The sequence below is a fragment of the Streptococcus sp. FSL E2-3488 genome, from assembly GCF_038003585.1.
Classification (GTDB): Bacteria; Bacillota; Bacilli; order Lactobacillales; family Streptococcaceae; genus Streptococcus; species Streptococcus thermophilus.
Window position 1 is genome coordinate 1803806 of sequence record NZ_JBBOPL010000001.1, and the last position, 24547, is coordinate 1828352.

A 24547-nucleotide genomic window follows, 5' to 3' on the forward strand; every position below is an offset into this window, starting at 1 on the left:
GTAAATATGTCTATTAAGAAAACAAAAAATGGAACATATCAATTACGACTTTACATTCCAGAAGATGTTCAAGCAAAATTGGGTTTAGGTAAACTTTTTGAAAGAAAATATAAAACCAGACGAGAAGCCAAAGAAGTAGAATTAAAACTTTCTATCGACATTAAAAATGCTAAGTCTGGAAAAAGCCATATAAACATAAAAAATAAAGGAGAAATCATATTCAAAAAATTTTATGAAGATATTTGGCTCGAACCATACAAAGCAGGTCAAACCACAACAACAATAAAACCACCCACAAAAGCAACAGTTTTCCAAACAGAAAATATATTCAGGCTACACATTTTACCCATTCTGGGTAAATATTCTATCGAATACCCAAATAATAATAAACAACTTATTCTTTCATTACTTACTCCCAAAGCAAATAGCTATGCTAATTTCAAAGTAATTAGGAGCCATGTTAATTCTGTTTTCGATTGGGCTGAGGAACTAGAATATATTCCATCAAATAAACTCCGCAAAACAATTACTAGAATTAAAGCTAATAAAAAGATTCTCCTTAAAGAAAGCAAACGAGAGGAAGATTTATCTCTCGATAAAGAAGAGCTGAAATTATGGTTACAAGCTTTTGACATAGACTTAGAGAAAGGACTTATTGATTTAAAAGACTACACTCTCTTTTATACGACATTCTTTTTATCCGATAGAAAATCAGAAAGTTATGCTCTTCAATGGAAACACATCAATTTCTCTACTGGAGAAACACTGATAGAACAAGCTTTAGATCGTTTCGGAAATATAAAACCCACCAAAGGTCGTAAGAAGACCCTTTTTAAAACACCTATTGAATTAATTGAGCTATTAGCTAATTGGAAAGCAAGACAACAAGAGGAGTTAAAATTATTTGGATTGCGTCAAACTCAAAAGCAGTTTGTATTCACCTATAATGATCGTTCAAACAACATTAATTTACCTCTTCACGTGGATTATCTAAATTATAGAATGAAGTCAGTCAGACGGAGACATCCAGAACTTGCACCAGCATCACCACACAAACTAAGACATGCAGGTGTTACTCTTGCCAAACAAGCAGGTTATTCTCTTGAAGCTATTTCAGAAGCTCTAACTCATAGTGATAAGCAAATTACAAAGACTTATGTAAATACAAAAGATATAGTTAATCGGACAGTAGGCGATATTGCATTTCGTAGCTTGAAAAAATAATGGTGGAAAATTGGTGGAAACTTTGGTGGAAACTATCGAATTTTGAATAAAAAAAGACACCCAAGAGATAACTCTTGAATGTCTTGAAACATTGATATAATCGTATTGATTAACGTTTTGAGAATTGTGAAGCTTTACGAGCTTTCTTAAGACCTGGTTTGATATGAGTAATTTTTATTTAGTTTTAAAATGCCTATTTCATAACTTTTCTTGACACATTCATCAGAAAAGTTTTCAATAAATTTATATAGCTTTCATTGAAACATGGAAATAATCGAATACCTTTATACTTTTTAGCACTACTAAGCATATTAATACTATAACCAATCAAACTGAATTAAAAAAACGAGGATAAAAATATGAAAAAAGAAGCCATTTTATCAGAAGATAGAAAATATCGATACATTTTATCGAGAATATGGGACGAAGCAAAACCAACTGTCTTATTTATCGGATTGAATCCATCAACTGCTGATGAAACTACAGACGATCCAACAATCAGGAGATGTATCAACTTCGCCAAGAGTTGGGGATACGGTGGTATCCTCGTGGCAAACCTATTTGCATTTAGATCAACTAATCCCCAAAGATTGTACACTGAACAAGATCCAGTTGGAAGTGCTAATGATTTCTATATCAAAGAATACTCAGATAAATCAAAATTAACTATTGCTTGTTGGGGAAATCATGGTAACTTTATCAATCGCTCAGAGGAAGTTTGCAAGCTAGTAAATTCATTGTATTGCTTAGATATCAATAAAAGTGGTGAACCCAAACATCCTCTCTATGTTAAGCACAATATAACACCAAAACCATACACAAGATGATCTTTCTGAAAAATGCACATATTTTTCGGAAATTAGCTACATCAATTCAGATTATATAATATTAGTATCACAATTAAAATTAATCTTAAGCAATTGAAATCAAATTCTTTTATTAGTTAAAAATTATTGATTAATAGTGAATCAAATTTGTTGTACTGGTCTACCATTTGTAAAGAAAATGGACCATCTTTTCACGTTTATAAAGAAAAACTACACTCATATATACAAGAAAAACTCCCAATAGTTCATAGCCACCTATATCATCACCTGTATCAGGTAGTTTATTTTCATTATAATTATATTTTTCAATTTTATTACTAATATTGTATAACTGATTATTTCTTTTATCTTCTATATTTTTAGTTGTAATTAATTGTTCTGATACCACTTCTCTTACTTGAGCAAACAAACCGTTACCCTTTTGTTCTTTCACACTATCTTTATATACTACTGGTGTCATAAATAAAACATTCAGCCCATCAATATTAACAAGAGACTGTAAAATATGAGCATTAACTAGATCTACTTGTTTGTAAAAATCATATTTACCAATAGCTGCTGCGACTATACCAGTGACTTTAGCAGCAGCTAATGAATTTCCAGATAAATACTGATAACCTCTATTTCCTGCAGCTAAAATCCAATCTGTTAAATAATATCCTTCTGCTAAAAAGTCACTATAGGGCATTGATTTAAAATTTTTTGTCGTTCCTGCCGGTGCATAAATTAATTTATTGCTAAAATTTGAAAAATCAGATCGAGAACCAAATATATCAATTCCTCCAACACTTATAACACTTGGAATAGCGGTAAAAACATCAACCACTTTACCCGGATGTTCAATTTTCTTTTTCGTACTTATGAAATTTATTAAACTATCATTATCATCCAAGTTTAATGACTCATTACCAGCAGCGGCTATAACAACCACATCTCTCTCATATGCATAATCAAGAACCTTTTTAAATAAATTGAATTCATTTAAATCATTAGTTCCATCTTCATAAGAACCAGAAATCATTAGATATTTTCCCAAACTCAAATTAATGATATCATTACCGTCGTCAACAGCATCTTTTATCGCTCTTAGAATCCATTCAGTTTTTGCAGGTCCATCTCCAAAAATTCGATAAATATTAATTTTTGCATACGGATAAATTCCTTGCAAATTACTATCACCAATTATTTGTGACACTACGGCTGTTCCGTGTCCAGTTTTATCAACTACATAAGAAGATTCGCCACTCTCATCGCTATCGCACCCGCTGTAGCCACCACTGGAAACATAGTTTTTTAGTAAAGAAAAACTATTCTTTCTGAAAGGAAAGTTATCAATATTAATCCCAGAATCAATAACTCCAATTTTAACTTCGGAAGACTGATTCTGAATATACTTAAAACTATTTCCAAAATCAGTTTCCATTTGAATATCCCATTGTGCGCTCCAAAATGGTGTAACAAGCTTTGTTTCACTCGAAGAAGGTACGATGGCTCTATTTTTAACTATCTGATTTTCATCATTCAAAAGGTTTGTCTGACTCCCTGAATGTTTATCCAGCACTTCATTTTCAACCACCTGATTCTCATTATTTAAGAGATTTGTCTGACTCTCTAAATGTTTATCCAGCACTTCATTTTCAACCACCTGATTTTCATCATTTAAAGGATTTATCTGACTTTCTACAGAATCGTCTGAAGTTTCATTATTCACTATTCTACTAGATTGTGGAATTTGATTATCGATAATACTTTCTGATGTTAATGATATATCATCTGAAGAAGAAAAATTATCCTTATCAGAATACACTGTATCAGGAGCTGTACTATTTTTAAAATCCTCAGCCCCCACACTTCTTAAGCTTGATTTTCCACCGAAAAGCAACAATAATATTACTATAAGTATTTTGTTTTTTTTTCAATCTAAACATCTTCTTTTATACCTATATATTTTGTTATAAAATTGACAACTTGAAGAGTAAAGACAACAGTACAAATAAACACTTTGATAACGCTATCTGCTAGAAAGAAATATGCAACAAAATAAGAAAGTAAAAATACTACAAAATCAATTTCTGAAATTATCTTTAAACTTTTTTTCATGGTTACCCCTCCTGATAAAAACTCATGGTTAAATATGTAAATTTTTATTAAATATATCTTGAAAATTCTCTGCTTCCTGAACACCGACTTCCTCTAATAACATTTTTTCTTTTTCAGACAAATTGATATTTTTACTATACCAATCTTTATATAATAAAAATATTTTATTCTGCCGCTCTGACACTCTCACTTTCGATAAATCTGTATCCTCTATCAAATCCATAAAATTAATTAATTCATTTTTTATATTTTCTTCTGGCATAGCATGATTAAAAGAAAAATTTCCAAGAACAGTAACACCAAAATAGTTTAAAATTTTATCTAAATACTTACTTACCTCCTTGTTACCATTACTTGATGAAACAGTTATTACAACACCTACTTTACCTGCTAATCGCAGTGAGTGACTCCACACTACAAATAAATCCAAAATTTTTTTCATTGACCCAGATATATTATGTAAGTAAACAGGGCTACAGAAAATAACAACATCTGAATTAAGTATTTCTTCTTCAAAAAATTTTTTTAAACCAACTACATCTTTATTTAAGATATCATCATATGAGTTTCTAAAACTAACAACGTTACCTTTATTTTGTAATTCTTGTGTTAACCACTTCATATAGTAATTTGTTCTTGAAGAACTAAATTCTCCTCCTGATAAAATAAAAAACTTCATGTTCGTTCTCCTTCAACAACTTTAATATTAAGCATCTACCGAATTTTCCTGAGCAATATATAATTTATAATATGCTCCTCTAATATTCATTAACTCATCATGTGTTCCAAATTCAATAATTTTTCCATTATCCAAGAAATATATCATATCTGAATTTTTTATTGTAGTAAGCCTATGAGCAACCATTATTTGTGTATCAAATAATCTGTCTAGAGATTTCATGATTTTATTCTCGGTTAAAAAGTCCAAAGATGATGTCCCCTCATCGCTCATTAACATTGCTCCCTTATATAACATTGCTCTTGCAATAATTATTCTTTGCTTTTGCCCTCCTGATAAGTTATTAGACATGCTAGAAATTTTTGTATTAAGCCCTAAGGGAAGAAGTTTTACATCTTGATAAAGTCTAGAGCACTCTAAACAATTCTTCAGCTCATCTTTATTATATTGCCTACCCAAAACTAAATTATTATATATTGTGTCATCCATCAAATCAATATTCTGAGGAATATAGCTGATCAATTGCCTAAATGAACTAATATTAATAGTATTCAGATCACTACCGTTTATCAATATCTTACCCTTGGTCGGATTATATAATCTAGACAATAACTTTAAAATTGTACTTTTGCCCGATCCCGTTTCTCCAACAAAAGCAATTTTTTGTCCTTTTTTAATTTTAAAATTTATATTTGATAAAACTTCATCTGAGTTATCTGAATATTTAAATGAAACATCTTTAAATTCCATTTCCTTTATTCCAAGTATTGGGGCATTATTAGTATTTGTAATTTCCGAATTTGTATCATATATATCATTTACTCTCTCTAATATATTTTTTATCAGTTCAAAATTTGTAACATTTTGAAATAGCGATGTTTCCTTACTAATCACCATAGATGCTATAAAATATAGCGTCATCTTTTCACCAATAGTATTATTTGCTAATAAACCAGCAAATACACTTGTGTACAAAAGCAGAAACGGAGCCATTAAACCTAAAAAATCTAAGACTAAAGAATTAAAAAAAGATAGTTTTTCACTTTTTTTATAATACCCCAAAAAGCTTCTTAACTTATCGCAAAACTTCTTAAAGATTTGTTTTTCACTACCAGTTACTTTTAAATATTCCAACGTTTTAACTAATTCAATCTGAATTCTCAGTAACTCACTTTGTTTTGATAATACTGATTGATTTATAGCTAATATTTTCCGATTAACATTTAAAATATATATAAAGGTAATAATAGATAATACAACTACCACCAATCCATAGCAGTAATTCAATATAAAGATATATATAAGGAGAAAAAAAACAGTCCCACCATCTAAAATGACGTTTACTAAACCATTTGAAATAAGAGATCTAACAGAACCAAGAAGTCCTAGCCTATAAAGAATTTCATTTTCTCCCCTGGAATTAAAAAAAGTAAACGGAAGTTCTAAAACCTTTGTAAATAGACTAGTGTTTAAATCTTTATCAAAAATTAATTCGAGTTTGATAAAGATTTGATTTCTCATATGTGAACTAATCAGATAGGCTACCGCAACTAATAATGCAATAAACAAGCAAAATTGATCAGCGTTTTTACCACTACTTAGAGCATCAATAAGTATTTGTATCATAAAGGTTACAGAAAGTGTCAATAAATAAACTATCATTGAAGATATAAATAGTTTAAAGAATTGAAACTTACTTTTTTTCATTGGAACAAAAAAATGTCTCCAATAATTTTCTTTAATCTTTTGAGGAATAAAATTTTCTTCTAAGCTTGGTACTAAAAAATATGAAAATTTTTCGATTACTTCTGAAAATTTTAGTTTATACTTACCAATTTCAGGATCATAAATTATATAATTCTGTCCAGCAGTTTGTTTTATTAGTGAAAAATGATTGCTATTTTCATCTAATGCTATCATTGGAGTCTCACAAAATGAAAAATTCTCTCTACCAATAATAGTTGACTTTATTCCTTCATCGAACAATAAATCTGAAATTTGCAACAGATTTATTCCATCTCTCCCCACACTAATTTTATCTCTAAGATAATTTAATGATATGTATGAACCAAAGTAAGACAAAAGCATAACAACACAACATAATCCACACTCTGTCTCATTTATTTGGTGACAATACTTTATTTTCCCCATAATTTTTCCTTTAGATGTCTAAATATAAAATATTAGTGATATCTGGCATAACGGTACTTAACAATCCGTACACCACTCCCGCTTCTCCTAACATTAATCCTGAAATTGAATTATGATATAGTGTAACTTTTTGATTCAAATTAAAGTTTCCACTTCTTACGTCTTCAAATAACTTCTTTTGTACTATTGGAATAAAATCTGATAAAAGATCATCATTTTTTAAGAATAGTAAGGATAACAAATTTCCAGAAATCCCATGACACAATGAGTTTCCATTTGAAATAGTTACATCAAAATCCAATTCTCCAATTGAAAATTTAAGTAAACCTTCTGATGAAAGCCTATCTAAAATTGGAAGAATTCCCATTATACCTCTACACCACGTAGTAGTTTCGCATAGATCACTAACTTGTATTTGATCGATATTTTCTAACAATTCTACTATTTTTTGGTCATAATAAGATGAATTATAAATATCATTTAGTCTTAACAAAGCATAAACTAATCCTAAGAGTCCATGCGCCAGACCAATTCCATCTAAATTTAGTCGCTCTTCAGTTAATAATATTTTTAATTGCCTAGTACTTTTTTCCAAGACTAGAGCAGTAATAGGAAGACTGATGCTTTCATAAAGATTACTGATAAGTACTATAAAACCTGATAATCCATCAATATAATCAATATTCCTTGTTTTTTCTATAATAGAAAGGCTCTGTTGTAAATTTTCTTGAAGAATATCGTAATATTTCTGATTACCATAAATCTTGTACAACATTGCTGATACATATATAATGGAACCAATCCCAGAAAAAGCAGATATAGTTATTCGTTTTTTCGATAGGTCAAGCTTAAATCTTTCTATTGCCGTATCAAAAAGAGATTCTACAATATGGTAATATGCTTTAAATGAACTATACCTATCCACTTGAGCAAGTACAACTAAAATTCCAAAGTTTTCATATAAATCATAATCTATTCCGCCTACAACAGTCCACGGCAATAATTTTACACAGGCCAAATTAATATAGTCATCTACATAAAACAAATTTTTTTCTAAAAGATTATCTAAATATCTTCTACATACCTTTAAAATATCAGCTTGTGAGTATGACTTACTAACAACTCCTATCTCGCCAATTTTTTGTAATTCACTAGAAAATATGTTTTCTCTAATTAAAGCAAAACTCTTCTCAATTAAATTTATTTGAAAATCTATATCAATTAATTCTATACCCTTTATAAAATCTAGAACATTGTTATAAACTTCATCCTTCATATAATTTTCACAAACAACACCTTGACTGTCGTTCAAATTTTTATTAGTAACACTATAGTAAAAATATGGAATATCACCACGTTTTAATTGTTTTATTTCACTATCAATTATTTTTAAATCCAAAGATTTATTTTTATATAAGAGGTTTAGTATCGCTTTTTCTTGACTTTTATTTTGGAGATAATTAGCATTATATAACGCATTTAAGAATTCTATATAGAGCTGTGTGTCCCTAAGAATTGTCCTATTAATATTTTTTTCACTAATATTATCTTCTATAAATTCAATTAATAAAGACTTGTTTTCATAAAGAAAAACTGAGTATTTGGAAAATCCTTCCAGAAAATTATCTAAAAAATAAATCGGGTTTACAGCCTCTAAATTCTCTTTCAATATTGACTTTTTTAATACAGGAACTTGATTTTGAACAATTTTAATATCTGATGTAAACTCATTAACGAGAAATTTATTTTCAAAATATTCATCTTTATAATGAAAATTACCAAACATCCCGCTCACATCGACTTTTTGAAAAACTTCAGTTGGATTTGTTGGGAGAATAGATGTATTTAAAACACTATTTACCATACCTGGTTTCTTTTCTTTATCGTTCTTTATTTTAGCAGAAAATAATGTTTCTATATCATAAAAGATTGGTGACTCAGATGACATTAAGATGTTGTCATAGTGGATATCTGTTAAAGTTAAAAAATAGGAAATCGAAGTAAGAGCTCCCAAATTCTTATAATAACTTTCTATCACTTTTCTATCACTTGGAATAACCTCCTTAATGAATTCTTGATACCCATATTGAGAATGGTCAATGTTTTTAATGACCTTTAAATTAAAATTATTTTTTGAATTCAATTTCTGCAATAGGTTATTAAAAAATATCTCATTTGATAAAGAGTGAGGTTTAAAAACTAATTTTCCACTTTCAAATTCCAATATAGCTACACTTTTTCCATTATTGTGTGTATCACCACCATCAAAAATGATTTCAACCAATTTTTCGGCTTTAAAGCCAGAATTTTTAAATTCTTCAACTAATTGATTTTCATCTCTAAGAACTGCTTTTAAAATAGATTTAGTATACTCAAAAAAATTACTTTTCAAAATACTAACCTTTTCCATTAGCAATGGATATTTACTTGAGAATTCACTTTTATAAACATTAGTTAAAAACAAGTTATCATAATTTTGGTACTCAATCTTTGTATCCTTTAAATCTTCCTCACCCAACTTTTTTTCTTCTTTACATTTATGAATATCTTGAATTAGTGCTGAAAGAGATATGGATAATATTTTTTGTTGTAATGTCTCTTCAATTATAGAAAAATCAAGCAAAGAAAAAATATGAGAATACTCACTTTCCAATACTTTTATACAATTACCACTTTGCCACTTGACATAATTATTAAACAATATTTCTTTCATAACTAATCTCACCCTTTTAATAAACTAAAATCAAGGCTCTAATAGCAGTTACTCTCACTATTAGAGCCACTTAAAATTTTGAAAAAACTCAGATAAATCCTAAATTAAATAATCAAACTAATAAAAACTATTTACAAAAGCCTTTACCACAACTTCTGTATTTTGTTACAAAATTAGATACACTAACAGTTAATGCACTAATAGCTGTCAACTCAGGTGTTGCAATTGGTACTGTTACTGTCGGAGTTGATCGTGGTTGAACCTCTCCACTAGCACCTGAAATTTTTTCTAAACGTTCTAAATCAACACTGCCTTCAAAATTATTATTTTCCATATTATAAACCTCCAAAGTTATCTGAGTTTTTTCAGATTTATTTTAACACAATCATATTCTAATGTACACTATTTTATTAAAAAAACAGATTATTAAAAAAATTCTGTCAGATATTCCGATAATCTTTCCCCATTTATTGAAAAATAATGTTATAAAATTTTATATATAATCACATCACAAATCAAATATTACATTGAGAACAAAATCGTCCTCGCTTTCATTTTAGCTTGTTTTTTTGTTATTCTATCACTTAACCACGCATAAGCTACTGCTTTCCCAAATTCAAAATCTACTCATGTTTTAACATTTCCATACTTCATTTTTTACTGTTTCCTAAATTTATGACTTAATAGCTCTGGAAAGACAGTGCTAACCATGAAACTATTTATTTCTAGTTCATAAATTAATCGTTTAAAAATATCATATTCAACTTTTTGATACTCTGTGATTATATTTTCTTTTATTTGTAAAAAGTAATTAAGATTTCCTTGATTGTAGCCTTAATAATATTCGCAAACAGCTTGAAATATTTCAACCAATCGATAGAGCAGTGTTTCACATGGTACCATTACCTCTTTTTTTACTTTTTGCAAACTATCTTTTCGATAAAAAATTTTAGCTAATAAAATAACATCAGGCATTAGTACGAAAGTTGAAAATATATTTATCACTCTTTCTTTTATAGAATCACTCTTACCACGTAATGTAATTCTGTGAAATATTTTCCTAAGTACTCTAAAATAAACATACTAAGATTAGCAGTGAGGCAATCTCCAACGGGAGAAAGTACTCACTACTTTTTCTTTTATAATTGTTTTTTGGAAAAATTTTGGATAGGATTTTCTAAAGAGAAATGGACATGCATTCCTCCAACTTTAGTTTATCAATCTCCAATCACTATCAATTTCATTTTTCGATATTATCCAAGGCTTATCAATTTTAAAAATTAGCATCTCATGATACTTGTCTTTTGAATCATAGTAGGAAAATCTTACTTCATCAAATTCTTTTCCATCTAAATCCTCCTGCCAAACCGCAAATTCTAACTCAAACCGTCTGATTTCATTTCCAGCCAATAAAAAACTGTATGAACCATTTTCGCCATAAAATTCCTGCATGCCGTTCTTCTCATAGCAATTTATTTGAACCGTTTTACCAATAAACTTTTTGGAATTATACAAAGACAGATTGATATTTCTTAAAATCTGTTTAGTTGACTTCATATTATGAATTTCTAACCATAATGGGACATCAAATATCAACCCTGATCTTCCTATACTATTTGTAAATCCCCAAGGTTTCCCTGTTGTTTTATTATAAACTGATTTAATATAAATTTTTACTTTCCCTTTGTTAGTAAGTATTGAAGTTATTAAAGTTTGTGCAAAAAAACCTACCATTGTTGAAATCAGAGAAATCACAGAACCTAAAATAAGTATCAATACTTCGTGTTGTTGGAATAAATTCTTCACTAATATTTCCTCACTCAACTTTCATTAAATAATGTAAAAAATATTCAAGATACCTATCTTGAATATTTAAAACTATCAATATAGTTACACTTTAAAAACGACAATATAATCTTTACTGCGCACTACTGCGTTCTACTGCGCACTACTGCGTTCTACTGCGCACTACTGCGTTCTACTCTTTTAAACTATAATATTGATTTCTATCATTTTTACTAGTTCCATGCCATTTTAGAAGTCCCTTCTTCAGCATAATTTGTAATAACTTACCTGCATATCTCCTACTTCTTTCTGTAAGCTTCATAGCCTTAGCCGTTGTCATTTTTTCACCAGAATTATACATATAATGAAGAATTATCTTCTCATCATCGCTTAAGTCAGTATAATATTCAAAGTCTTTTTCCATTCTATCCTCAACTCTAAGATGACGACTAACAATACTATTTTCAAGCGTTAGAACAACCTTGTTACCTGGTTCAGAATAAATTGGTTCATGTAAAAAGAAAGACTCCATCTCAGAATAAATACGTTTGACACCTTCATTCATTTCTCGAACCCACCCAAACTCAGTTAAAGTTCTTGCTATGCGAGGATTTCTTGAGAATCGCTCATGTTTAATGTTTTCCACTGTTACAATATTTGGGAGTTTTCCCGGACTATGAATTTCAAGACGATCATCAAACATCATAATGCGTATATAATCACCAAATATTGGGTAATTTCTATGCGTTACTGCATTTACAATTCCTTCAAACCATGCAAACTCAGGATATTCTGGTAATACTTGGAATTGTCCTTCATCATCTAAATATTGAAACTCTCTTAGTTGAGTTCTAACAAATTCTCTTACTTTTATAATGAGAGTAGGGAGAGCATCTTCGAAAGTTACATCTTTAACAACATTAAATTGACTTCCTGTTCCCATTGTAACACCATCAAAACGTAAAAAACGAACTCGAACTTGAGGAAAGAAACTAGACGGATATTTACCAAAAAGCAAAATTGCAGCCTTAGTTAAACTACCATTAATCATTAAGCGTCTTGCTTTTAAAATTTCTTCTGTTGTTCGATTTTCACTATCAAATCTTTTCTTATACTCATTTACTAAATTTTCATCAATATCATCTAGGCTTGCATCGGGAACTAGTTCATCTTCAAAGAAACGCTGTCCCTTATCATAGCTTAATTGGGTCCTTTGTTCGTAACTCAGTTTAACTGACTCATCACCTTGGCGCAAATATACCTCATCGTTTGGAGCTGTGATAACTCGATTTGAAGATAATTCTACAGAAACTATTAATATAAAATCATCCTCACCTTTATAGTTTTCTACCGAAACTCGTTTATATTTAATATTAAGAGGATTGTCACGCATTTCACGATCAATTTTTTCAAATTCTTCAATCGGATAAGCTCTACTATCCCTAAAACCTGTAATAATATTATTCTGTTTTTCATCTTCAATACCGATAACTAATTGACCACCATCGGCATTTGCAAATGCAATCAGATGTTTTAACAATTCTGACGGCTTTTTACGTGCACTTTTTCTATCTAAATATTGACTTTCTGGTGAAAATTGCCAATATGATAAATTTTGTTCCATTTAATTCTCCTCGATATTGCTATTAATATTATACCATACTAACAGTTCAGAATTCATTTTACTCTTTTAAACTTATCTTGCAAAATTAAATAGAAATTTATAAAAGGAAGATTTTTTCAAAGTTTGTACAGTTTTTATAATTTTCTAAAAATTCTATCTTTTTGATTGCGATTCACTCTTTTTTGTGTATAATTATAACATATAGGAGGAAATTTATGAAAAACATTAAAGATAGTATTACCACTGCCCCTAGAACAGGTGTACTTGCAGATTTTTTTGAGAAAACCGCATTAGGCGAGTTGGGAGAACCAAACAATACTTATTTAGGTGATATCAATTTATTTAAAAATGACGAAAAAATGTCATCTTTTTATTTAAATCATAGAAAATTGCAAGGACAATTTGACAAGCATTTCTACTCAAGTATGCCCTTTATATTAGAGGAAGAATGTCGCGTTGGCTCAGCATTAAAAGATTACTTAGAAAAAAGAGATGGTACACAGTATTTATATGTTCTCGGAGCCGCTGAAGGAACAATGGCTAGAACAATTGGAAATTTGAGCAATGGTAAGATAAAAACTTTATCTTGTAGCCCAACAAAAGCTAATCAGGATAATTTTTTTAGATATGGCAAGCCACTACATTCAAAATTTATCCTATCCCCTTACAATAAAATAACCAACTCAAATATCAGAGAATTATTTCCTAATTTCAATGGTTTTGACGTCATAATAGAAGATACAACATTTCAGATGTACAGCCCAGATAGAGCTAAACAAATAAAATTTACAAAAGAAAAGCTTAAAAAAGATGGTATAATTGGTTTTATTGAGAAATTTTCCAATAAAGATATTACGGAATTTCTAAAAAGAGAACATATCAAAGACTCGCTTTTTAAAAATAGATTTTTCTCACAAAAAGCCATTCAATTGAAAAAAGACAATGTATTAACAGATATGAATAATGGTCTTGTTACAATTGACATATTTAAAAACATTTTAGCTGACTTCTTTAAATATGCTGTCATAAATTGGAATTCTGGAAATTTCTACACAATCTACGCATCTAATAGCAAAAATAATCTTTTAAGCTTTTTATCTAATATGACACCAGCATTAACTCCTAATCAGTTTGTACATACCGATCTTCCAGTCGCATTACTGAACTTAAATAAAAACGAAATAAAATACAGAGTCATAAAGGAAAAATAATATGTCACTATCTACTTGGATATCATACACTATCGCTTGCATTCTACTTATTTCCCCCCCTGGACCAACAGTAACTTATCTTATAACTACTAGTATGACTCATGGGAAAAAAACAGCCTATGAAATTGTTTGGGGAAGTTTCTGGGGAGGACTTGTTTGTCTAATCCTCTCCTTTATTGGGATTGGAGCTATACTTAAAACTTCAGAAACCTTGTATGCAATTTTACGTCTACTTGGGATCGCTTATCTTATCTATTTAGGAATCAAAAGTTTTCTTGATGCTAATAAGGTAAAAGATAAAACTGAAAAAATGGCACCTCCTGAAAAAGGAGAAGCCTTTAAAAATGGATTTTTATTGATATTTTTAAATCCTAAAAACATTATTTTCTTTGCTTCATTTTTACCTCAATTCATTAATCACAACTCTCCGTTTTTATTACAAACTACAATATTAAGTTTGACATATCTAATTGTTGGTTTAATCAACGATTATTTATATAGTTTTTTTGCTTCAAATATTGGAAACGTACTTGGAAAACATTCTGAAAAGTGGATTGCCTACATCGGTGGTGTAGCTATGATACTATCAGCTATAATCGTTGTATTTCAAAATTTTTAGTAAAATTTCGAAGAAATTATCTTAAGAATTAAGAAATCCTCCGAATTATTCATAAACTACTTTTCTACTTCATTGACTTTACTCTAATACCTAAAACTCAACCTCAAATAAATATGACAGAAAAAATTATTTTTAACACATAAACAAAAAACACTCTAAAAACTGGATTTTTAACCCGTTTGAGAGTGTTTTTGTTAAAAATGTAATATATAATAAAGCACTAACTAGTTCATCAACTCGAGCAATTTTCGATTAATTTTTTATATAAAACAACTTATAAAAAACATTCCATTTTCAAACCGTATTTTATATAATTATGTACTATCAATCGGATAATAGTATTATTCTTTTTGCTCTATTTCTTGCTTCTTGTTTTGTCATTTGCTTGGTTAACCAAGCATAGCCAATTGTCTTTCCAAAATTGTATTCTATCCATGTTTTCACATTTGGTAGATTCAATTCTAGCTCCTTTCGAAACTTATCATCTAATAATTCAGGTATTTGATCACTAGCTACAAAACCACATACTAGTAGCTTTTGTTTAATCTTAATAAAAACATCACCGCTTACTTCTTGATATTCTTTAATAATTTTTTCTTTAACCATCCTAAAATAATCTAAAATATATTGATTATTACCATGATAATAGTGATAAACCACTTGATAAACTTTATCTCTACTATCAAGTAATAAGTTCACAAATAGATTTACCAACCTATAAATAAGTGCTTCACATGATACTACTAAATCTGCTTTCACTCTCTGAAAGCTATCCTGACGATAAAAAATTTTAGATAATAGTACGATATCTGGCATCAAGATAATAGCCGAAAAAGTATTCGCTTCTCTTTCTCGTAAAGAATTTTGGTTTCCTCTTAATTCGGTGAAAAAACTTCCTGAATGTCCTAAAATAAAATGTCCCAATTCATGACATTTTGTAAAATTTTGTTTTACTAATGAATTATCTTTTTCATAAGAAATTGATACTCCATCTTTATTAATTATTGTTAGACCTTCAATTTTTCGATTTGAAAAATGATGCCCCAAAAGTTGAATGCTATACTTCTCCAAACAGTATTGAAAATATAAATCAAAACAATAATTTAACGCTGACTGTTCATTAGTTTTCATAAAGCTATAAATATTTTGTTTAGCAATCTTACTTACTTTCGCATATACTTCATTCAAAATAAACATCTCCAAATAATTCATAAATCAAGTGTTAGCTATATAACTAACAAAATTGTATATGAATTAAAAATAAATGTCTAGTCAAAAGTTACGATTAATATTTTTGTAATGAATTTGTACTACAATAGTGATAAATTGACATAATATTAAGGGTATCAAAAATGTTTAAGATGTTCTCAATAAATGGTAGTGTAAAATAAGTTGTGTAAACACAAAAAGGAATAAATCCGTTATAGTAGAGTTGCAAAACATTACTAGAAAGAGATTTATTCCTATGACTCAGTTTACCACAGAACTACTTAACTTCCTAGCCCAAAAGCAAGATATTGATGAATTTTTCCGTACTTCTCTTGAAACAGCAATGAATGATCTGCTTCAAGCAGAGTTATCAGCCTTTTTAGGGTATGAACCTTACGATAAATTAGGCTATAATTCTGGGAATAGTCGTAACGGAAGCTATGCACGGAAATTCGAAACCAAATATGGGACTGTTCAGTTGAGTATTCCTAGAGATCGTAATGGGAACTTTAGTCCAGCTTTGCTTCCCGCTTATGGACGTCGAGATGACCACTTGGAAGAGATGGTTATCAAACTCTATCAAACCGGTGTAACGACTCGAGAAATTAGTGATATCATCGAGCGAATGTATGGTCATCACTATAGTCCTGCCACAATTTCTAATATCTCAAAAGCAACTCAGGAGAATGTCGCTACTTTTCATGAGCGAAGCTTAGAAGCCAATTACTCTGTTTTATTTCTTGACGGAACCTATCTTCCATTAAGACGTGGAACCGTTAGTAAAGAATGTATTCATATCGCACTTGGCATTACACCAGAAGGACAGAAGGCTGTTCTTGGATATGAAATCGCCCCAAATGAAAACAATGCTTCTTGGTCCACCCTGTTAGACAAGCTTCAAAACCAAGGAATCCAACAGGTTTCTCTTGTAGTGACCGATGGCTTCAAGGGGCTTGAACAGATTATCAATCAGGCTTACCCATTAGCTAAACAACAACGTTGCTTAATTCATATTAGTCGAAATCTAGCTAGTAAAGTGAAACGAGCAGATAGAGCGGTTATTCTGGAGCAATTTAAAACGATTTATCGTGCTGAAAATTTAGAAATGGCAGTGCAAATTTTAGAGAACTTTATCGCCGAATGGAAACCAAAGTATAGGAAAGTCATGGAAAGTCTGGAGAATACGGATAATCTTTTAACTTTTTATCAGTTTCCCTACCAGATTTGGCATAGCATTTATTCGACAAACCTCATTGAGTCTCTTAACAAAGAAATCAAACGTCAAACGAAAAAGAAGGTTCTTTTTCCTAACGAGGAGGCTCTGGAACGTTATTTAGTTACCCTGTTTGAAGATTATAATTTCAAGCAAAGTCAACGCACCCATAAAGGGTTTGGCCAATGTGCTGACACACTTGAAAGCTTATTTGATTAACATTCTTCAACTCTACTTGAGTGTTTACACATAATTATTGACAGTATCCAATAAATTTAAAAAAACAATTCTTAGTTTCTTAATAAAATATATCAGTATTAGCTTGGTAATAAGTGTAACTTTTATTCTCTCATTGCTATCAATATTGTTAATTATTTTATTAAGCATAATAATAAAACAAAGGAACTGCGTTGAAGTTTAATAAAATTATATAAAATAAAACAAGGTAATATCTCTACAAATCTTAATTTTTCATATTAATAAAGAGGTTTGGAACTATTTTCCAAACCTCTTTATATTTCAAATACTTTATTCTACCACTTTTTGTCTTCATCAAAAGCTTTCTTGCGTTCCTTCATGAACTCAACCAATTCTTCCCTAAAGACTGCTTTTTCTTCCTCTGTTAAGCCATCAGAGGTCATTCGGAATAGCATCTCTACATTGGCAAATTCATCATCTTCTGATTCATTTCCTAGTAAATAATCTGTAGTAACTCCATAGAACTTAGCAATTTTTGTTAATTTATCTGGTGTCGGTGTTTTAACGCCTTTTTCCCAATAACTATACGCTGGACGTGAAACTCCTATTTTTTTAGCAATTTCTTCTTGAGTCAAATTTGCTTTTTGTCTTAATGTTTTCAAACGTTCTGCTAACATATTTTTTCCTCTTTTTTAAATTTTTTTCAAAAAACGCTTGACTTTTATGTAACCATAGGTTACAATTACAATGTAACCAAGAGTTACACAAAATTCCAAAAAAAATTATCTTTCTTGGAAAAGCAATTGATCCTTGAAATTTTAATAAAAAAGTGCGTCTGACAACCAGAAGACTGACTATCAAACCACACAATAATCTTCGTACCTTTATTGTAACGTGTTTGAGCTTTTCAGTCAAGTCCCTTTATGGTTGAAGTTAAGATTTAAAACAGTTTTTGTGGGCTTACACGCATTTCGGACTTTAGCACTTTTCCGAATAGCAAAGTGAACTGGCTTCGCCAATAGGCGTAAGAGAATCCTTCGGGCATGATAATGACTACCCGACAGATTGGCTGGGACAGCGATGGTAATTGATACAATGCACCTTGTTAAACGTTGCCACCGTGAAAGGTTAGTTTCGAAGCTAGCCTTTTAACCAAATAACTTTTTTCTCAAACTGTTGCAACTAAGCAACATATTTCTGAGCTACTGGTTTCTACTGGTAGCTTTTTTCTTACAATAAAGGAAAGGAGGTCTCTCATGACTTCTTATTTTGAAAGTGTCCTTGAACGGCACTACCAGAATTTTATCTTTACCTATCAGATGTATGCTTACAGCTCAAAGTTAGTAGAGTGTCTCTATCATGATGCTCTGGAAGAAATTGAACACTTAGTTAACAAATTTCAAGAAGCAGGCTATACTTACTCTGAATTACACTTTTATAGCCGCTTATATAGTCGTAAAATCAAACAATTTTACTTTGCTAGAGTCAGTTTAAGTCACTGACTTTTTTTATTACCTAAAAATAGAAATGGAGATTATTTATGATTCCTGAAACTTTAAAAATGAACCCTGAATTTATTGGAAAAGCCTACTATGAAAAACTTGGAACAGCTCCTCGTACTGTTTTTGGAAAAGCTGGAAAATACCAACGTCACATTCTAAATAGCGAAAAACATGGTGCTTTCCATGTGATTACTCCTGCTTTATCGCAAGTCTTTGATGAGGATACGGTGGTTGAAGTGGTTAATCCAATCTTTCTACCTGACCGTAGCCTTAACGGAAACAACGTTGCTCCTGCTCTTAATGTCTTTGCTGAAAACTTGAAAGTATCTAAATAATAGAAAAGAGGATTTAACTTATGGCTAAAATCGGATTAAACTATGGCGACAAATTACAAATTGCTGACAAATCATACCGTGTTATCACTGATGGTTTAAATATTTCAGAAGTCTTTGGAAAACTAACTTTTCGTGGAATTGAAGGGGCTGACCTCATTTACGAAGAAGACCGTACACAACGTAACGAAGATGGTTCTTATGCACAAACTACAACTGGTGAAGTTCGAGGTATCGTTGTTGGTATCCACTCTTCTGTCCAACATGAAACGCTTTTCTTTACCATTGCTGACATGAGCGAACAGGAAATTGAAGACCTTAATTTAAAATACCGTGAAGAAGTTGAACTTGAGGATATTGTTGTAACTTATTCATCTATTGGACGTAACGACAACTATAAACTTTACGCTGCTAAACTAAAAACAAAATCAGATACAACACCAACTAAAAATGATGTCAAAACTGACACTAAAAAATAAAGTTAGGAGGTAAATATGAAATTATTTACCTATCGTGGTTGGCGAGTTCGAAAGTGCTATCAAAAAATCAAGGTAATAACATACAGTATCATGTTATTACCTTTTTTGATTGGTAATGGTTATTATGCTTACATGTCCTATCAAGGAATAATAATAACACCTTTCCCCTATCTCATAAAGTTTTCAATAACGCTTCTACTTCCTGCTTTTATTCTCTTAGGGCTCCATCATCTCTGTTATCAGAAACTTCTCTTTTTTAAACGCCTCAATACCCTTAGAATTTTAGCGAATTTCTTGGTAGAAAATCGTTATTATCTTTCTAAAACTATCAAACGTGATGGACGGTCAATGGAAAAAATAATTCTTCCAAAAGTTTTTGTTAAACAAACCAATTACCATTTATTAATCAGTTTTATTCTTGAAGGTAATAAATTTCAAGACCGTTTTATCAACCTTGGCTCCACATTAGAAGTAATGTTTAACGGAGACTTTAAAAATAAAACTTTTGATGACCGCTTTATCCAATATGATATAAGTATTAATCGGATTGACAGTCGCATTGATATTTCAGAAGTTACAATTAATAACCACTCCTTAAAATTAATGGCGGATGTCTTTTGGGACTATATCGCTGAACCACACTTATTGATTGGTGGAGGAACTGGTGGCGGGAAAACTGTTGTTCTAATGTCTATTGTATGGGCATTGGCTAAAGTTGGTTTTATTGACCTTTGCGATCCAAAAAACGCTGACTTGGCTGGTTTAAAAGGTGTTCCTGTTTTTCATGGAAGAGTTTTTAGCACCAAAGAAGAAATTATCCAATGTTTAAAAGATAATGTAACGTTTATGGAAAATCGCTATCAAGCCATTCAAAATCACCCAAACTACAAAATTGGAAAAAGTTTCAGCGATTATGGCATGAAACCGAAATTTATCGTGATTGATGAATGGGCAGCCCTTATGGCAAAAATTGATAGTGATTATCGCCTACAAGCCGAAGTAACAGAATATCTTACCCAATTAGTTTTGGAAGGTCGTCAATCAGGCGTGTTTATCATTTTTGCCATGCAACGTCCCGATGGTGAATATATCAAAACGGCTTTGAGAGATAACTTTATGAAACGCTTATCAGTTGGGCACTTAGAAGATACAGGTTACACCATGATGTTTGGTGATGCTAATCGAAATAAAGAGTTTAAAAAGCTTGATAAAATCAATGGTAAAACGGTCAAAGGGCGTGGCTATATCGCTTCTAATGGTGAATTAGCGGGAGAATTTTTCTCTCCTTATGTTCCTTTTGACAAAGGTTTTTCCTTTTACGAAGCCTTTATGAAGCTTCCTGTTTTAAAGATGGAAGGAGAAGAATTTGAAGTCTTTGACATCAAACAAACACCTCAACAAGAAGAAAAACCAAAGATTGAACAAACTTCTACAAAACTATTGTCTGACTTTGCCAAAGAGAAAGAACTCCCTTTAAAAACACTAAGAAAATTAGCTTATCTTTTTGATGAGAGGGGGATGACTTTTGACAAGGAAGGCAAGTCTTTAGTAGTGACACCAGACCAAGAAAAACTACTCCTTGAAGCTTTGGAAACATATAATGGCGGATGCAGTTCGTATGCACGAGCGGTTGAAATGTGCTTAAGCAGTCATGGGCTAGAACAAGAGCAAGGGCAAGCCTGAACAACGTTCAGGCGAAGTCCCGAAGTCTCGCCGTTCTAGTCCATGACGTGTTTTAACCCCCGCTATTCTAATAGGGGGGTAACATTTGTCAAAATGACAACGTCCGACCCCAAACACGCCAGTAGTACCAAGGTTTTCAAAGATTTACTTAGTGTGTCACTTTCACTAAAAAACTGTGTCACTCACTAGAAAGGAGTCTTACTCTATGAATGGATAAACTAAGCCCACTCAATCTCAAGAAATTCCGAAAACAAACAGGGATGACGCAGAAACAATTTGCGGAGTCTGTTGGGATTTCAACTCGTACCTACCGCAGCTATGAAGATGGCTCACGAGGTTTGAGCCTAGAAAAGTTCGGTCAGTTCAAGGCAGAACTTGGCTATCATCAAGATAATGCCGATGACCTGATTGATGTTCATATCGACTACCTCCGCATGACCTTCATGTCTATCCGTGACCTCTATCACTTCTGTCAGACCTATCTTCACTGTTCCTTCACTGAGTTCAAAGAATTTGAAACCAGGCTCCTTAATTACACAAGGCTCTGGAAGCGAGGCAACATTTGGTTATTTGATTTTTTTGACAAAATCGAAACAGGAAATTACCAAGTGACCTTGCAACTCTCTGGTCAAGGTTGCCGTGAAATGGAACTGATTCTGGAAAGTGTTGACATGAGCTGGCAAGAATTTCTTCAAGCTCTGCTCTTTGACCTCACAGATAGTCGGGTAACTAGGTTAGACATTGCCATGGATGAACGCTATCTCGGTCACGATAGAGAAGATGAGCAATTTCTTCTCTCTGATATGATTGCGAAAGTCTATAAGGACGAGGTTAGCTTTAAGAACATCAGAACGTGGAATCACATTGGCGGTGGTAACCTCAGAAACATGGATGAGGTAGAAGGCAGTCAGGGTATCTCTCTTTATTTTGGGAGTCGCCAAAGTAACCTCTACCTCAACTTCTATGAAAAGCGCTATGAGCTCGCCAAAAGTGAACAAATCTCCGTGGAAGAATCCTTGGAGATTTTTGGTATCTGGAACCGTTACGAATTGCGCTTCGCCCAAGAAAAAGCTCAGCTTGCCATTGAAGAATATATCAGCGGAGTTGACCTGGCAGAAATCGCCCGTGGCGTCATCAATCATGAAATGCAAGTTTACGATGGTACCAATAAATTTGGCGCCTTTGTTCCTGACCAGAAATGGCAACGGATGTTTGGAGGTACAGAACCCTTGAAACTCAGGATGAAACCTGAACCCTATTCTATTGATAGGACGATAAAATGGCTCATGTACCAAGTCGCCAATTCGCTCAAACTGGTGGAAGAAGCTGACAAAATCATGGAGACTGACTTTATCAAAATGATTCAGGAAAATGGTGAAATCACTGATAGAGCTGAAAACATTCTTCAAGACTTGCAAGCATCCTATAACCTAAAGAAAAAGGAAGGTGAAACAATCAATTGACAAAAACCAAAGAGAGGTATACACTTAGTGTATACCAAAAACATAGGAGAAAAAACATGACAGTAGTTAAAACACGACAAATCGGTAATTCTCTAAGTATCACAATTCCAAAAGAATTTGAAATTCCACAAGGTCAAGAATACAATGTTTATAAGGGAAGCGATGGGACACTCATCTTTAGCCCAAGCAAAGAAAACCTCTTGGAAGAAGCTACTGATGAGCTTATCCGTGAAAAAATGATTGATGAGCTTGGTGCTATCATTGATAGAAACATGGCAGAAATCGAAGCAGGTAACTACGTCACCATTGAAGAAATGGAGGCGGAGCTACTTGGATAGATACACTGTCAATATCCCACAAACGATTTTTGTTCAAATCAAAAGTATCAAAAACTATATTCAAGATGTTTTGCTGAGTCCTGATGCTGCTTTGAAAACCAGTCAGCTTCTCCTTGAAGGCATTAAAAGTCTTCAAACATTTCCTGAACGTGGCTTTGATGCGGATGAAAAGATTGGAAGACAAATTTCCAAACAATACAAAACATTTGGCATCGTGATTGCTAACCGCAAATACTTGCTTTTCTATAACATCAATACGGAAGATAAAATTGTGAACGTCACTCACCTCCTTCCTGTGAAAAGTGATTACGCTAAATTGTTATTGTGAAGCACTCCAAGGTAACTGAATTCAGTTGCCTTTTTTTGATACCCAAACTTAAAGGAGGTCATTATGGAATACAAAGTTGAACTTTCTAGCATCGACAATTTCAAAGCTTGGTCAGGTGCTAGAGAAACCTTAGACACCGTCCGTGAACGTGGCGGAATTGACCAACTCACTAGCCTCTGTGAAGATGTCTTCTCAGGAAGTACCCCAACAGAGAGGCAAATTAATGATTGGCTCTGGTTTGATGATGACTACATTTATCAAGCCCTTGGCTATCATGACCTAATCGAAGAATGATAAGGAGGTATCTCTGAGTCATGCTTGTCAAAAAAATCTACGAAGGCATCACCTGCTTTCCTGATACTAATGAGTTCTGGAATCTCTATATCGTACTCATGAAGGAAAAGGATTTCTTCTTTGATGCCTTTGCTCGTGAGACCGTTGACCTAGACTCTCCCGCTAAATACCAACACGCTTACTTTACTACTGATGGTCAAGTCTTAGACTTTAATCGAAATATGGACACCAAACTGGTCACTCTCTTTCGACAAGTCATCTTAGACCAACAAGAACAATTCATGGAGGAAATAATCATGGCAAAACAATCACTCATTGAAAAGAAAATCAAAGCTGCTTCCCTTGAACTGGGCGAACTCATGAAGGCACACAAAGATAACGAAGCCTGGACAAAAGCTGGTGAGCTCAATCACCTGCTCAAAAATGAAGAAGCTGAAAAGCTCCCTGCTGACCTTCTCGAAAAAATCCGTCTGGAACTTCGTGGCTACTACTACGTCAATGGAGAAATCAATAAACTCCACAAACAGCTCTATGCCAAAGGCAATAAGCTGATTGAACTGGCCAGCGCCTGATAA

25 protein-coding genes are annotated in these 24547 nt (G+C 31.9%); 14 read left to right on the top strand and 11 right to left on the bottom strand.

Going from position 1 to position 24547, the window contains the following annotated elements; translation table 11 throughout:
* The first annotated feature begins 6 nt into the window (after positions 1-6).
* On the top strand, positions 7-1224 hold the full coding sequence (locus MHH90_RS09300) for a tyrosine-type recombinase/integrase (protein WP_024009702.1): 1218 nt from the start codon (positions 7-9) through the stop codon (positions 1222-1224).
* 359 nt (positions 1225-1583) lie between these two features.
* Positions 1584-2051 carry a DUF1643 domain-containing protein gene (locus MHH90_RS09305; RefSeq protein WP_252524548.1) on the top strand — a complete coding sequence of 156 codons (468 nt, stop codon included), beginning with the start codon at positions 1584-1586 and terminating at the stop codon, positions 2049-2051.
* Positions 2052-2211: 160 nt separating this feature from the next.
* On the opposite strand, the gene MHH90_RS09310 is transcribed toward MHH90_RS09305, so the two are convergent.
* The 9 genes from MHH90_RS09310 to MHH90_RS09345 form a co-directional block, all read right to left on the bottom strand.
* Positions 2212-3936 (bottom strand): S8 family serine peptidase, encoded by a 1725-nt coding sequence (locus tag MHH90_RS09310; protein ID WP_252524549.1) that lies wholly within the window; start codon positions 3934-3936, stop codon positions 2212-2214.
* A 35-nt stretch (positions 3937-3971) separates the two neighbouring features.
* Positions 3972-4151 (bottom strand): hypothetical protein, encoded by a 180-nt coding sequence (locus tag MHH90_RS09315; protein ID WP_252524550.1) that lies wholly within the window; start codon positions 4149-4151, stop codon positions 3972-3974.
* A gap of 28 nt (positions 4152-4179) precedes the next feature.
* The gene (locus tag MHH90_RS09320) at positions 4180-4830 is read right to left on the bottom strand and encodes a flavodoxin family protein (protein WP_252524551.1); all 651 of its coding nucleotides are present in this window, start codon (positions 4828-4830) and stop codon (positions 4180-4182) included.
* Positions 4831-4857: 27 nt separating this feature from the next.
* Positions 4858-6981: a peptidase domain-containing ABC transporter gene (locus MHH90_RS09325; RefSeq protein ID WP_252524552.1), complete on the bottom strand. Its 2124-nt coding sequence runs from the start codon at positions 6979-6981 to the stop codon at positions 4858-4860.
* 10 nt (positions 6982-6991) lie between these two features.
* Positions 6992-9694, bottom strand: coding sequence for a type 2 lanthipeptide synthetase LanM (lanM, locus tag MHH90_RS09330; protein ID WP_252524553.1), 2703 nt, complete (start codon positions 9692-9694; stop codon positions 6992-6994).
* 127 nt (positions 9695-9821) lie between these two features.
* Positions 9822-10028, bottom strand: coding sequence for a hypothetical protein (locus MHH90_RS09335; protein WP_252524554.1), 207 nt, complete (start codon positions 10026-10028; stop codon positions 9822-9824).
* 500 nt (positions 10029-10528) lie between these two features.
* A complete protein-coding gene (locus MHH90_RS10315; RefSeq protein WP_412080327.1) occupies positions 10529-10669 on the bottom strand; it encodes a hypothetical protein in 141 nt (46 codons plus the stop codon).
* 234 nt (positions 10670-10903) lie between these two features.
* Complete coding sequence (locus MHH90_RS09340; RefSeq protein WP_252524555.1) at positions 10904-11500, bottom strand: hypothetical protein; 597 nt, start codon at positions 11498-11500, stop codon at positions 10904-10906.
* A 172-nt stretch (positions 11501-11672) separates the two neighbouring features.
* Positions 11673-13103: an ATP-binding protein gene (locus MHH90_RS09345; protein ID WP_252524556.1), complete on the bottom strand. Its 1431-nt coding sequence runs from the start codon at positions 13101-13103 to the stop codon at positions 11673-11675.
* A 215-nt stretch (positions 13104-13318) separates the two neighbouring features.
* On the opposite strand from MHH90_RS09345, the gene MHH90_RS09350 reads away from it, so the two are divergent.
* Together MHH90_RS09350 and MHH90_RS09355 are read left to right on the top strand one after the other, a co-directional pair.
* The gene (locus tag MHH90_RS09350) at positions 13319-14314 is read left to right on the top strand and encodes a hypothetical protein (RefSeq protein ID WP_252524557.1); all 996 of its coding nucleotides are present in this window, start codon (positions 13319-13321) and stop codon (positions 14312-14314) included.
* A 1-nt stretch (position 14315) separates the two neighbouring features.
* Entirely contained in the window at positions 14316-14933 is a 618-nt protein-coding gene (locus MHH90_RS09355) for a LysE family translocator (protein ID WP_252524558.1), read from the top strand.
* Between the two features lie 324 nt (positions 14934-15257).
* On the opposite strand, the gene MHH90_RS09360 is transcribed toward MHH90_RS09355, so the two are convergent.
* Entirely contained in the window at positions 15258-16121 is an 864-nt protein-coding gene (locus MHH90_RS09360) for an ImmA/IrrE family metallo-endopeptidase (RefSeq protein WP_252524559.1), read from the bottom strand.
* A gap of 277 nt (positions 16122-16398) precedes the next feature.
* On the opposite strand from MHH90_RS09360, the gene MHH90_RS09365 reads away from it, so the two are divergent.
* Positions 16399-17574 (top strand): IS256-like element IS1191 family transposase, encoded by a 1176-nt coding sequence (locus tag MHH90_RS09365; RefSeq protein WP_340725903.1) that lies wholly within the window; start codon positions 16399-16401, stop codon positions 17572-17574.
* 314 nt (positions 17575-17888) lie between these two features.
* Here the strand turns inward: MHH90_RS09365 and MHH90_RS09370 are convergent, their stop codons facing one another.
* On the bottom strand, positions 17889-18230 hold the full coding sequence (locus MHH90_RS09370; RefSeq protein WP_340725904.1) for a helix-turn-helix domain-containing protein: 342 nt from the start codon (positions 18228-18230) through the stop codon (positions 17889-17891).
* Positions 18231-18809: 579 nt separating this feature from the next.
* Between MHH90_RS09370 and MHH90_RS09375 the strand changes: the two genes are divergently transcribed.
* The 9 genes from MHH90_RS09375 to MHH90_RS09415 all read left to right on the top strand — a co-directional run bounded on the left by MHH90_RS09375 (position 18810) and on the right by MHH90_RS09415 (position 24544).
* Entirely contained in the window at positions 18810-19055 is a 246-nt protein-coding gene (locus MHH90_RS09375; protein ID WP_252524561.1) for a hypothetical protein, read from the top strand.
* A 38-nt stretch (positions 19056-19093) separates the two neighbouring features.
* On the top strand, positions 19094-19390 hold the full coding sequence (locus MHH90_RS09380; protein WP_252524562.1) for a cytoplasmic protein: 297 nt from the start codon (positions 19094-19096) through the stop codon (positions 19388-19390).
* A gap of 20 nt (positions 19391-19410) precedes the next feature.
* The gene (locus MHH90_RS09385) at positions 19411-19866 is read left to right on the top strand and encodes a conjugal transfer protein (protein WP_252524563.1); all 456 of its coding nucleotides are present in this window, start codon (positions 19411-19413) and stop codon (positions 19864-19866) included.
* A gap of 15 nt (positions 19867-19881) precedes the next feature.
* Positions 19882-21549 carry an FtsK/SpoIIIE domain-containing protein gene (locus MHH90_RS09390; RefSeq protein WP_252524564.1) on the top strand — a complete coding sequence of 556 codons (1668 nt, stop codon included), beginning with the start codon at positions 19882-19884 and terminating at the stop codon, positions 21547-21549.
* Positions 21550-21758: 209 nt separating this feature from the next.
* The gene (locus MHH90_RS09395; protein WP_100273239.1) at positions 21759-23012 is read left to right on the top strand and encodes a replication initiation factor domain-containing protein; all 1254 of its coding nucleotides are present in this window, start codon (positions 21759-21761) and stop codon (positions 23010-23012) included.
* Between the two features lie 56 nt (positions 23013-23068).
* Entirely contained in the window at positions 23069-23350 is a 282-nt protein-coding gene (mazE, locus tag MHH90_RS09400) for a type II toxin-antitoxin system PemI/MazE family antitoxin (RefSeq protein ID WP_017649870.1), read from the top strand.
* Positions 23343-23678 carry a type II toxin-antitoxin system RelE/ParE family toxin gene (locus MHH90_RS09405; protein ID WP_232693727.1) on the top strand — a complete coding sequence of 112 codons (336 nt, stop codon included), beginning with the start codon at positions 23343-23345 and terminating at the stop codon, positions 23676-23678. The genes mazE and MHH90_RS09405 overlap by 8 nt, the downstream gene beginning before the upstream one ends.
* Positions 23679-23741: 63 nt before the next feature.
* The gene (locus tag MHH90_RS09410; RefSeq protein WP_100273238.1) at positions 23742-23972 is read left to right on the top strand and encodes a hypothetical protein; all 231 of its coding nucleotides are present in this window, start codon (positions 23742-23744) and stop codon (positions 23970-23972) included.
* A 20-nt stretch (positions 23973-23992) separates the two neighbouring features.
* On the top strand, positions 23993-24544 hold the full coding sequence (locus tag MHH90_RS09415; RefSeq protein ID WP_100273237.1) for a conjugal transfer protein: 552 nt from the start codon (positions 23993-23995) through the stop codon (positions 24542-24544).
* The last annotated feature ends 3 nt before the right edge of the window (positions 24545-24547 follow it).

What these genes read in the sequence shown, in the direction of transcription:
- MHH90_RS10315 (WP_412080327.1), bottom strand. Translation starts at nt 10,669, where the DNA reads ATGCCTGATGTTATTTTATTAGCTAAAATTTTTTATCGAAAAGATAGT.
- MHH90_RS09300 (WP_024009702.1), top strand. Translation starts at nt 7, where the DNA reads ATGTCTATTAAGAAAACAAAAAATGGAACATATCAATTACGACTTTAC.
- MHH90_RS09415 (WP_100273237.1), top strand. Translation starts at nt 23,993, where the DNA reads ATGCTTGTCAAAAAAATCTACGAAGGCATCACCTGCTTTCCTGATACT.
- MHH90_RS09410 (WP_100273238.1), top strand. Translation starts at nt 23,742, where the DNA reads ATGGAATACAAAGTTGAACTTTCTAGCATCGACAATTTCAAAGCTTGG.
- MHH90_RS09390 (WP_252524564.1), top strand. Translation starts at nt 19,882, where the DNA reads ATGAAATTATTTACCTATCGTGGTTGGCGAGTTCGAAAGTGCTATCAA.
- lanM (WP_252524553.1), bottom strand. Translation starts at nt 9,694, where the DNA reads ATGAAAGAAATATTGTTTAATAATTATGTCAAGTGGCAAAGTGGTAAT.
- MHH90_RS09325 (WP_252524552.1), bottom strand. Translation starts at nt 6,981, where the DNA reads ATGGGGAAAATAAAGTATTGTCACCAAATAAATGAGACAGAGTGTGGA.
- MHH90_RS09380 (WP_252524562.1), top strand. Translation starts at nt 19,094, where the DNA reads ATGATTCCTGAAACTTTAAAAATGAACCCTGAATTTATTGGAAAAGCC.
- MHH90_RS09370 (WP_340725904.1), bottom strand. Translation starts at nt 18,230, where the DNA reads ATGTTAGCAGAACGTTTGAAAACATTAAGACAAAAAGCAAATTTGACT.
- MHH90_RS09350 (WP_252524557.1), top strand. Translation starts at nt 13,319, where the DNA reads ATGAAAAACATTAAAGATAGTATTACCACTGCCCCTAGAACAGGTGTA.
- MHH90_RS09345 (WP_252524556.1), bottom strand. Translation starts at nt 13,103, where the DNA reads ATGGAACAAAATTTATCATATTGGCAATTTTCACCAGAAAGTCAATAT.
- MHH90_RS09355 (WP_252524558.1), top strand. Translation starts at nt 14,316, where the DNA reads ATGTCACTATCTACTTGGATATCATACACTATCGCTTGCATTCTACTT.
- MHH90_RS09385 (WP_252524563.1), top strand. Translation starts at nt 19,411, where the DNA reads ATGGCTAAAATCGGATTAAACTATGGCGACAAATTACAAATTGCTGAC.
- MHH90_RS09320 (WP_252524551.1), bottom strand. Translation starts at nt 4,830, where the DNA reads ATGAAGTTTTTTATTTTATCAGGAGGAGAATTTAGTTCTTCAAGAACA.
- MHH90_RS09375 (WP_252524561.1), top strand. Translation starts at nt 18,810, where the DNA reads ATGACTTCTTATTTTGAAAGTGTCCTTGAACGGCACTACCAGAATTTT.
- MHH90_RS09305 (WP_252524548.1), top strand. Translation starts at nt 1,584, where the DNA reads ATGAAAAAAGAAGCCATTTTATCAGAAGATAGAAAATATCGATACATT.
- MHH90_RS09335 (WP_252524554.1), bottom strand. Translation starts at nt 10,028, where the DNA reads ATGGAAAATAATAATTTTGAAGGCAGTGTTGATTTAGAACGTTTAGAA.
- MHH90_RS09315 (WP_252524550.1), bottom strand. Translation starts at nt 4,151, where the DNA reads ATGAAAAAAAGTTTAAAGATAATTTCAGAAATTGATTTTGTAGTATTT.
- MHH90_RS09365 (WP_340725903.1), top strand. Translation starts at nt 16,399, where the DNA reads ATGACTCAGTTTACCACAGAACTACTTAACTTCCTAGCCCAAAAGCAA.
- mazE (WP_017649870.1), top strand. Translation starts at nt 23,069, where the DNA reads ATGACAGTAGTTAAAACACGACAAATCGGTAATTCTCTAAGTATCACA.
- MHH90_RS09395 (WP_100273239.1), top strand. Translation starts at nt 21,759, where the DNA reads ATGGATAAACTAAGCCCACTCAATCTCAAGAAATTCCGAAAACAAACA.